The 9,553-nt window shown below is 46.6% G+C and carries 6 protein-coding genes; 1 reads left to right on the plus strand and 5 read right to left on the minus strand.

The features are described from left to right. Nucleotides 1-259: 259 nt before the first annotated feature. Both ACO6V1_RS12935 and ACO6V1_RS12940 read right to left on the minus strand, forming a co-directional pair. Complete coding sequence (locus ACO6V1_RS12935; protein ID WP_422467105.1) at nt 260-1,654, minus strand: hypothetical protein; 1,395 nt, start codon at nt 1,652-1,654, stop codon at nt 260-262. Between the two features lie 259 nt (nt 1,655-1,913). Further along, nucleotides 1,914-2,516: an NADPH-dependent FMN reductase gene (locus tag ACO6V1_RS12940; RefSeq protein ID WP_422450900.1), complete on the minus strand. Its 603-nt coding sequence runs from the start codon at nt 2,514-2,516 to the stop codon at nt 1,914-1,916. Nucleotides 2,517-2,684: 168 nt separating this feature from the next. On the opposite strand from ACO6V1_RS12940, the gene ACO6V1_RS12945 reads away from it, so the two are divergent. After that, a complete protein-coding gene (locus ACO6V1_RS12945) occupies nt 2,685-8,132 on the plus strand; it encodes a hypothetical protein (RefSeq protein ID WP_422467107.1) in 5,448 nt (1,815 codons plus the stop codon). 38 nt (nt 8,133-8,170) lie between these two features. Here the strand turns inward: ACO6V1_RS12945 and ACO6V1_RS12950 are convergent, their stop codons facing one another. Genes ACO6V1_RS12950 through ACO6V1_RS12960 form a run of 3 tightly spaced genes read right to left on the minus strand, consistent with a single transcriptional unit; the run spans nt 8,171 to nt 9,407 of the window. Further along, nucleotides 8,171-8,587, minus strand: coding sequence for a ClpXP protease specificity-enhancing factor (locus ACO6V1_RS12950; RefSeq protein WP_422467109.1), 417 nt, complete (start codon nt 8,585-8,587; stop codon nt 8,171-8,173). A gap of 38 nt (nt 8,588-8,625) precedes the next feature. Then, nucleotides 8,626-9,255 carry a glutathione S-transferase N-terminal domain-containing protein gene (locus ACO6V1_RS12955; protein WP_422450894.1) on the minus strand — a complete coding sequence of 210 codons (630 nt, stop codon included), beginning with the start codon at nt 9,253-9,255 and terminating at the stop codon, nt 8,626-8,628. After that, nucleotides 9,246-9,407 (minus strand): hypothetical protein, encoded by a 162-nt coding sequence (locus tag ACO6V1_RS12960; protein WP_422450892.1) that lies wholly within the window; start codon nt 9,405-9,407, stop codon nt 9,246-9,248. The genes ACO6V1_RS12955 and ACO6V1_RS12960 overlap by 10 nt, the downstream gene beginning before the upstream one ends. Between the last annotated feature and the right edge of the window lie 146 nt (nt 9,408-9,553).

The following is a 9,553-nucleotide window of genomic DNA, read 5'->3' on the forward strand; positions in this document are numbered from 1 at the left end:
TGTAGGGATTGGCAAAGCTTGCTCTGGAATTGGCAGAACCGGGTTGATCAAATCGCTGATAGGAGGACAATCCAAAAAACCTGCTAATTGATTCCATAGATCACCTCATTGTCTGGTCTGGTGTAGAAAAGCGCCCTTAGCGGGGATGGCAGAAAATTGAGGATAAAAAATCGGAAATTTTTAGACCAATCGGCAAGGGCCATGGGTGGTAGCCCCCGGCCAACAACCCGAATGTTGTTCAGGTTAAGCCAACCTCCAACTAGCAGTATGGGTTTCTTGAATCATCATCGGCCCCTCCAACCGGTCTGTCACACTGGCCTTTGACATGTGGATGACCTGCATAATTTGCCCATTTATCTTCATAAGCACTCTTACTCTGGAAGGAGTCAGAAAACGAGGTTTTTTTGAATTTGGCCGTCAGCTCTTTGGCCGACACATCAAACAAGCCAAATTTGGGGCGCAGATCCCCCCCCCCAAAAACCAACTGGTTATTATTACCGTTACGACAAAAGGCGCTTGCTTTTAACTCACCGTCCACCCACAGTTTCACCTCCCCGCCAGATGCCCCCCCGGTGGTTGAAAACACACTCTTTTGAACCTGATACTTAATTTCAAACCAGCCTTCAGGCAGAGGCATCACGGCAAGATACTTACCATCCTGAACGCCATCACAACATTTCGCCTGATTGAGCGAGGTGGCCGCCCCTGCAAATGAGGGCATGCACTCCTGATTCCCGGTATTAAACTGCTCATAGTAGGCGCTGGCCTGCAGCGTCAGGTAGTTTTTACCGTCATGACTCATGACCCTCAGGGCAATGGGAGATACACTGCCTGTTTCCCATGTCACCCCTTCTGTTTTCAATGCTTCATAGGTTGCCACCGACGCATCCGGTGTCAGGTGTGACAGATAGCCATCAGCGCTCTTATAAAGCCTGGAATCAACGGTCTCCTCCAGCGAAAACAGCGTTCCCTCAACGGGTTCGTCACCGGTTTGCAGTTTAAGGGACAGCTCACCGTATGAGGACAAATGATTACTGCACTGATACTGATCATGGAATACCCCCATGGCCCTGCCCAGATCAGGATTAGTGACGTCCTCCCCCCGGGGCACAAAGCAGGGACTGACACCAATATCGTTATCTGCTGATACCGTGGCATTACCGTGAGAGTCATGATGCTTCATTCGAAATACAACCTCGTTATCCCGATCAATCTTGACCTCTAAGCTATCCGGCTTCCTGCTGCCACCTACCCGCATGTACGAATCATCCGCCGTAAGATCTTCAGGCCCCAGCGGTCTTTGCGGATCAATAATGACAGGAACCGAAGTCAACCTGCGTGAGACATCCTGTTGCCCGGTATCAGCACTGCGCCGCTCCCGAACATGCTCACCCACGGTGTCACTGGCAGGGCCTGTGGCATCCAGGTGGAGCTTTTTCAGTAATCTGTCGTGTATTGATTTACCGCCGTCTTTTTCTATCTCAGATAAAATCCTTGCCTTACCCACATCCCCTTCGGTCAGAGGCAAGTTCGAGTCGATTGAATCGACAGACTTGGATTGAAATGTTCCAACGTCCGGTGATCCCGGTACCTCAGCACTGACAGGAAATGAGACATTGGGCAAGGGAGCCAGGGAAGCATTGCCAACAGACATTTGAGCACCTCTTCAACTGATGAATTGATATGTGGCGGACTGGTAAAGGGCCTGATAATCGGCTTTAGATGCCTTTGTAGAAAAATGAAAAACAGCAACCACCGATCAACCCCAGACCCGATGATGGACTACAAGTTGACTTAAATAGTTCTATAACAAAAGGAAATTGAACAAGGCGGGAGATAACCATTGAATTCTATGGTGAGGCAATGCGGGAACCGGGAGGCTGTCGAAAACAGTCTCCCGCATATCATCACAGCTACATGCCATTGCGGAATGTTTTGTGATCAACAACCCCACTGTCTCTGACGTGCTGTAACCCTGCTGAATACGCCTTCAACAGTTTAAGGCAGTAATCCACCCGATCCTGCAAATGTTTATCCCCTTCAGGATCCTCTCCGGTGAACACCTGCCCGACATGACGGACAATCACATGATCAGGCAGATAACAGATACGGCAATTTTTGTAACTACTGGTACGAAGTTCCACCACAGGATAGGCCCCACCCTGCCCGGCAGAAACCGCAGTAATCAATGCGGGTTTATGGCCCAGCTCAGCGGTACCAAAGAGAAGAAAAAAGTTCTTCAACCCGGCCGGTACCATGCCGCTCCACTCCGGTGCCACGACAATCAGCGCATCCGCCTCTTGCAATTTTTGTTTCCAGGGTGCCAGTCTGGCCTGCCACTGCTCATCACCACGCCAGATGGACTCATCCCAATGGGGAAGCGGGTTGCCCGCCAGCGATAAAATCTCAACCGAGTCAAACAGAGAAAGCTCAAGCACACGGTTCGCCAAAACCTGACTGATCCGCTCACTCTGGGATTCCAATCGATGACTGCCACTGATAATTGCAAGCTTCATTTTTCTTCCTGTTCTGCTTTGGACAATTGCACTGAGAACTTTAACAGAGAGTTTCACCGTCCGGGTTTATTTTTTACCAATCTTGCCAGTTCGTCACTACCCCTTCCTGCACTGCTATGATTAGACCTTTCAGGTATTTTAAATAAGTAAAGTTGGCAAGGTCTCACAATGCAGGTATCAAATGGGTCAAATAATGCAGCGTCAACAGCAACGTTATTAACCGGGGTCAACACCAGCGGTACTGCTCGCACCGATACTGTTGAGACACAATTAAATCATCAGACGCCACCGTTAAATACTTCGCTGGAAAAACCGCTAACCGGCTATAAAATCGAAGAAATAAACCCTGCTTCACCCGTTCAAGCAACTTCTGAGCATGGAGCAGCATCGAGCCCTCCCCCGGAAATCGCGCAAAAAGACCTGCCGTTAGCCAGTGCGGCAAAAATAACACAACCCTCTCTGGCAGCAACCAAGCGGACTATCTTCTTTGAAGTGCTGACGGAAATCATGTACTTTCACTGTGATCATCCGGAGCAACTGGTTATTTTTGGTTCCTGTGGTATTGACCTGCTACACACTTGTATCAATGAAAATGTGAATGATATTGATATACTGTTGAATGATGAAAAAACCACCAACAATCTGCTTATTCAACTCAATCGAAGACTGCAACAAATTGTGTTTAGCGAAGATTTCCCCTGGAAAGACTGTAGCCCGAACCTCCGTCTTGTTGGTAACCAACCGTATAATGCTGAGCTATCACCTTTATCAGGGCAGTTAACCCTGTTTCATACCGGAAAACCCTGGATCAAAATTGAATGCTCGGTTAAAACCACATGGATGAAACAACTGGACCTCACCCGGGATGATTATGTCATCAAAATCCCCACCCATATAAGCACAGAGTACAAAGGTACTATTCCTGTTTTGTCGACAATGGGTTATCTGGCTCTCGACCTTTTGTCGTTGACAAAACTTCATGACAATTTAATCACAACGACAGAAGACAATCAAAGACTGAGAGTCATACTCAATAGCGCAATAACTCTTTCAAAAATAGAGAAGCACGTTTTCACCCTTTACTATCACCCAAAAAATCCGGGTTTACATAAGTCAGAACCCTTTAAGGCACTGAATAGTGGGTTTGTTGAAGCAATTACTTTAATCAGGAACATCTACTCTGCTGATCAGCTATATCACAGCTTTTTTGATTCACCCTATCAGCTAAAACATTCCAGATCCCAGGAAAAAAGGGCGTTGATCAATATTCTTTCTTCCGATAAATGCAGGCATGAAACGGCCTACTCATTCAATGAACTGATGATTTTACTGAGAAATGATTTTGATCTGGAAAATACGGCAAAAGATGGCAATTGTTTTTACGCGTCCCTGGCCAGTGGACTGAATAAAAACAGAGCAGCAGCAACCAACTTCCTGAAAACCTATAATGTTCTGCTGGGCACCTCGCTCCACAATACTGCGCATGAGCAGGTTGTTATCCGTCCTGACATGGTAAGGCATATAATCCACTGCTGGATAGGCTGTGCACTCAACGCCGGATTGAGCGCCCCTGAGTACGAGGAACTGAATACTCTGATCCTTCCGGAGCCGGGCAAATCCATCCATGACCTGCTGAAGAGCCGACTCATTGCCGATCCGGCAGCTAATCCCAATGATACCGCCCACTACGGATGGAGTTCTCTATTGCACATAATGGCTATTGTCACCGGGACAACCATTATCTTACTGAAAGTCAATCCCAAAAAACAAAATATTGAGAAACATAAGCACAGTATTCATGAAGCCAATCAATTAACGCCAAATCTGATTAAAACACTAAGGGCTAAACAGCCAGCACTGTTTAATAGCGACGCGAATGATGCAAGAATAACCAGTTTATTATTTATTGCTCACTCCGGAGGAGACCATTATTATTCAGCCTCACCATCGCCAGGGCTGATTAACGTTTTCAGACCCTATATGCTGGCTGAACATTATCTTATTATGCCTTTCCGGGTTAAAGAAACTGAGTGTAAACAGCCACCACATCACGCCAGTCAACCACCGGCTCATCAGCAAGCTATCACTGAAGAGACATTGGGCTCTATACACCCAAGCTTAGATGTTGTCGAACAGCAAACCGAAAGCCTACCCCCGGAAAGACCAGTAAACAGTGTTGCAGAAATAGAAACGCCATCAAAAGAAACAGCAGCCGAACCAGCGAATCCGGCAGAGACCACAGCGTCAGACCGGGAGGAACGCATCAAGAAAAAAATTCAGATCGTGTTAACCATAATATCCAACCCGAAAACCAGTAATAGCCTGAGTAAGAAAAAACTGGACAACCTGGGCGACAGTTTATTTGATGAGGTGTTAAAGGTTATTCAGGAACCCGACCAGACGAATCCGATAACCGTTGACATGAGAGCCTTTTCGGATACGACACTGTTAGCACTGGAAACAGGAAAGCGGTTAAATCACATAGAATCCATACTGTTTCTGGCACTGCATAAGATCATTCATCACTGTGACGCGAACAACCCGATATTCATGACTGAAATACTCAGGGACCTGCATACCGTCAACCGTGCATGGCACATACAAGCCCCCGTTGTACTGGCGATTCTGGCGGCCCGGACCGGATCTCCTGAAGCATTCAATCTTGCCATGCAGCCACTCTACCCGACTTTCTGCAACCAGACATATCATAAGCTGCGCTTCACTCTTCCTGCCGAGTTCGACGAGATCTACCCTGATTACAGGACCATTATTCCCCAACATATTCACAATGCTGGGCATTATATAGAAAAAAAGAATTTTTCTGCCGCTGACTGGCAAGAGATTGATCTGCATTTTCCGGTAAATGAAGAGATCAATAGCTTATTAACCCCGACACAGTTAATCAGTGATTCCCCTGAATCAGCTAAAACCGACATCACCACAATACGCTCGGCAATGCTGAACTGTGCATTCAAGGGCCATATATCCCTGCACCGAGGTGACACTCCACGGTCCCTGACGTTCTTTTTAAAATCAGCCATTGCCTACATAATGGCCACTGATAACGGGGCTGATATCAGTCATTATGAAGAGGCGGCGGGCCTATCGGCTATTTATATGACCATTCGCCTGATTTCCCGTATTGATCCGCAGTGCAACCTGCAGACAGAAGCGCCTTTTCTCCATAGCTGGATGCCTCATTTTGATCTTATCCGATACCGCCTTGAGACTGCCAGCCTGAAAACATTGCTCTATGCCATCAAGGCTCAACGAGCTACCGAAACACTATGGACTCACAGCTGGTTTACCTACGCCTACAGCAAAACAGCCACACTGCTGGGGCAGACACTGCCTGAGTCTTTTGAGACGTTTAAGTCGTTAATGGATCACCAGACAAAATGCCTGTTTGATCATGGCAGTCCCATTCAGGAACTCCCGACCCACAATGCCAGGCAAAAACCCGATAAGACAGACACAACCTCTCTCGTCGCCAGAAACAGTAAGGAATACAGACTGGCCAGCTCTGCCAGTGGTAATAAAACCCAGTGTGCAGACCCGGTATTGCAGGCAAAGTACAAAATCAGCGAGAAACTGGAAGCAAAAAAACAAACCAGAAAAGCGGTAGAGATTGTTCGAACCCTGAAACAACGTGTTGACACTTTGTCAGCTGACTTTATTAAGTTATATCAGGATGCCAATCCCAGAAAAGCAAGAAAAGCTGCCAATATTTATGTCCGGGCCATTCTGTTACTTGACCAGAGCATTGAACTGGCCACCCGGGATATCCCCATCATTACCCGCGAACTCGAAAACGCCTCCAAAAACAGGGCAAAAAACAATTTTCTGGAAAAAACCAAAATGCAAGAAGCCATGTTAACCTACAACACGCTGTACGGTTTTGCTGCACTGGCTCATATTAAAGAAGAGCTACTGTTTGAACAGGAGGTGACGCAGAAATTAGTAGAATTTCACAATACCCTGCTTACCAAAGAGTCAACAGAATACATTACCGTCAAAGAACATCATAAGTTGGAAAAACTGGTAGCCAACTTCATCGAATTGCTGAGCCCGTTACAGCACGCCGATATATCAGAACAATTCTTAAAAAACATGGTATTGATATTGGTTTCCTGTAAGCGCCTTGTTGCAAACTTTATAAGCGATAGAAATGTCGCCCCCATACAAGCTCTGATCAAACAGTGGATAGCCCATTGCCACGATGAAAGCAATCTGCTGGAGACACTGGAGCTGATCATTACACTGGACTTGAGAGACTATGAATTCATCACACAGTTTAACCCTCTTATTGATACAATATTGCTGAAAATTCAGTACTTAACTGCAAAACAAGACGATAGTTATGATCAAGAGGATCAACTGATTCTCTACCAAAATGTTGAAAAAATATTGAAAAAATTTAATTCAACCGAGCAAATCAATTTTTACCAGTCCATCTGGTCACCCCAATTAGAAAGACTCAAAAAAATGACCAGTCAGGAGCTGGAGATTAAAAATGCCAAAGCAGAAAAGTATTGGAATATTTTAATCAAAGAAGAGCAGGAAAATAATGCCAGGGAACAGAAAAAATTAGAATCCATTATCAATCGCAAACTGTCAACAATAGCCTCAGGACAAAAGAACCAAAACACTGTGGAACCCGATGAATCTGACAGCGAAGAATCCACCTCAGGGGAAAATCATCAACCACCCTGCAGTGCCAGTAGTGATCACGTTGATGAAGACATCGCTTCTCTGGACATCGAAATTGGCTCACAGGATTCACTGAACATGGCATGGCGACATTTTGGGAGTGGTCAGCTATCACAGGCCAATACCCTTGTATTGGAGATGCTTAATAACCCGCCGGACGACTCACTATTGATTGTTCAGATAAAGTCGTTACGATCCGAGATACTGATTAAGCAATTTTTTGATGTCGTACTTCAGGGTATGCAGAGAAGCCGGGGTATTTTAGTGTGCTCCACTGACTATCTGAAAAAAGTGGAAGCCGATCTGGCCAGACAAAAAGAGCGGTCAAAAATCGATAAAAATACAAAAATCACTGTACAAAAACAGCCGATACGGAATCTCAGTGATAAAGTCTTTGAACTGGCAACATTATTCTCAACACATCAACAAATACTGCAAGATGCGTTTACGCTACAAAAAGAGATCATCGATGTACTGCAACTATTCACCTTCGACAGTGATCAGGAAACACAGGATTTATCACTGATCAAATGTGACCTTGAACTGATTATCCAGGCACAGGATCGTATTACCTGCTTTGTATCCAATATAAAAACAGCCAGTGAAAATCTGATAGAGCTCCTTAACTGCCGAAGGCAACTGCTGGCGCTTATCAAGGAAGTAATGGCCAGGAAATCAATTTCAGGTCAGCCCGGTTTGCCAGCCACCGGCTATGACGCCTCGAAAAACAGGCCATCTGGTGCGAAAAGTCTTAATGCAGCCCCGGAAGAAACCCTGCCCGAAAATTCCATCACTGAAATCCGCAACAAAATGGAAACGCTTGCCCAGGCGATGGAAAATTTCAAAGGTCGCCTGCTTAGGCCGCAACAGAGAAATTTTGTACAAAGGCTAATCGGAGCATCATGACAAAGAGCCGCATAGCGGCTCTTTGGATCAGAAACGGGCTACTTAACCACTTTTAAATGAGAACGCCCCGGCTTTTTCGGTGGTTGTGGAGGCTCATCATCCGGCACTTCTGCCTGAATCTCTTCCACCTCTTCCTCAAGGGGTTCCGCCTCAAAGACCATTCCCTGACCATTCTCCTGGGCATAAATAGCCATCAATGCCGGAACAGGTACGGTAATCGTCAGGGCGCGACCACCGAAACGGCCGTCAAACATGATGTAATCATTACCAATATTCAGAGCCCGTACTGCGGTTGGCGAGATGTTCAGAACGATCTGACCATCCTTGACGAACTCCTGGGGCACCTCAACGCCACGGCGATAGGCATCCACCAGAATATAGGGTGTGCAATCATTATCAAGAATCCATTCATACAGTGCTCTGGCAATATACGAACGGCTACTGGTCATTGTCATAACAGCCTCCGGACAAACACTTCACGCCGCCAGCCAGGTTACTCACGCATTTCCTTTTCGATTTCAGAAAGGCTTTCCTGGAACGACTCACGCTCAAATAAACGCTCAGCATAGTCCAGAATAGACTTACCCTGTTTCGGCAGCTCAACACCCAGCAACGGCAGACGCCAGAGAATCGGTGCCACACAGCAGTCCACCAGGGTAAACTCTTCGCTCATGAAGAACGGCATTTCAGCAAAAACAGGCTCAACCGCCAACAGACTCTCCCGCAACTCTTTACGAGCACGGGCCGCAGGTGTCTCCTTGGTTTTGGGATCCAGAATAGTATCCACCAGGACACACCAGTCTTTCTGAATGCGGTGCATGATCAGTCGGCTCTGGGCGCGGCTGACTGGATAAACCGGCAGCAGCGGTGGATGTGGGAAACGTTCGTCCAGATATTCCATCATGACGTTGGGTTCATAAAGAACCAGTTCCCGGTCAACCAGCGTAGGAACGTTGTTGTAGGGGTTCAGATCGGAAAGCTCCCGAGGAAGGTTTTCCGGATTTACATTCTGAACGTCAACCGCAACGCCCTTTTCTGCCAGCACAATACGAACCCGGTGACAGTAATGGTCAGCTGGATCCGAGAAAAAAATCATGGATGACTTTTTGGCAACTACAGCCATGAAGTACCCCCGCCTTCATGCAAAGGATGAGAGAGTTCGGCAACAATCCCGGCCATGACAATAGCCGGAGAATGACCACAGGCTACCGCATAACGGGTAAAACAGCCGCCCGCGAAATAACGCACTATCATAGCAAACTTTGTACCTGCCATAATAGTCCCAGCAACGCAAATACTTACTTTATTCCTGTTGTTATTTTGGCAGAGTGTCACTGACAAGCACATAACCGCGATGGACATTGCCATCCCTGGCTGCCATTGCCTGAAATAATAGATCACTGGAAACCCATACCCAATTA

Origin of the sequence: Endozoicomonas sp. ALC013, assembly GCF_049310205.1 — a bacterium.
Classification (GTDB): domain Bacteria; phylum Pseudomonadota; class Gammaproteobacteria; order Pseudomonadales; family Endozoicomonadaceae; genus Endozoicomonas.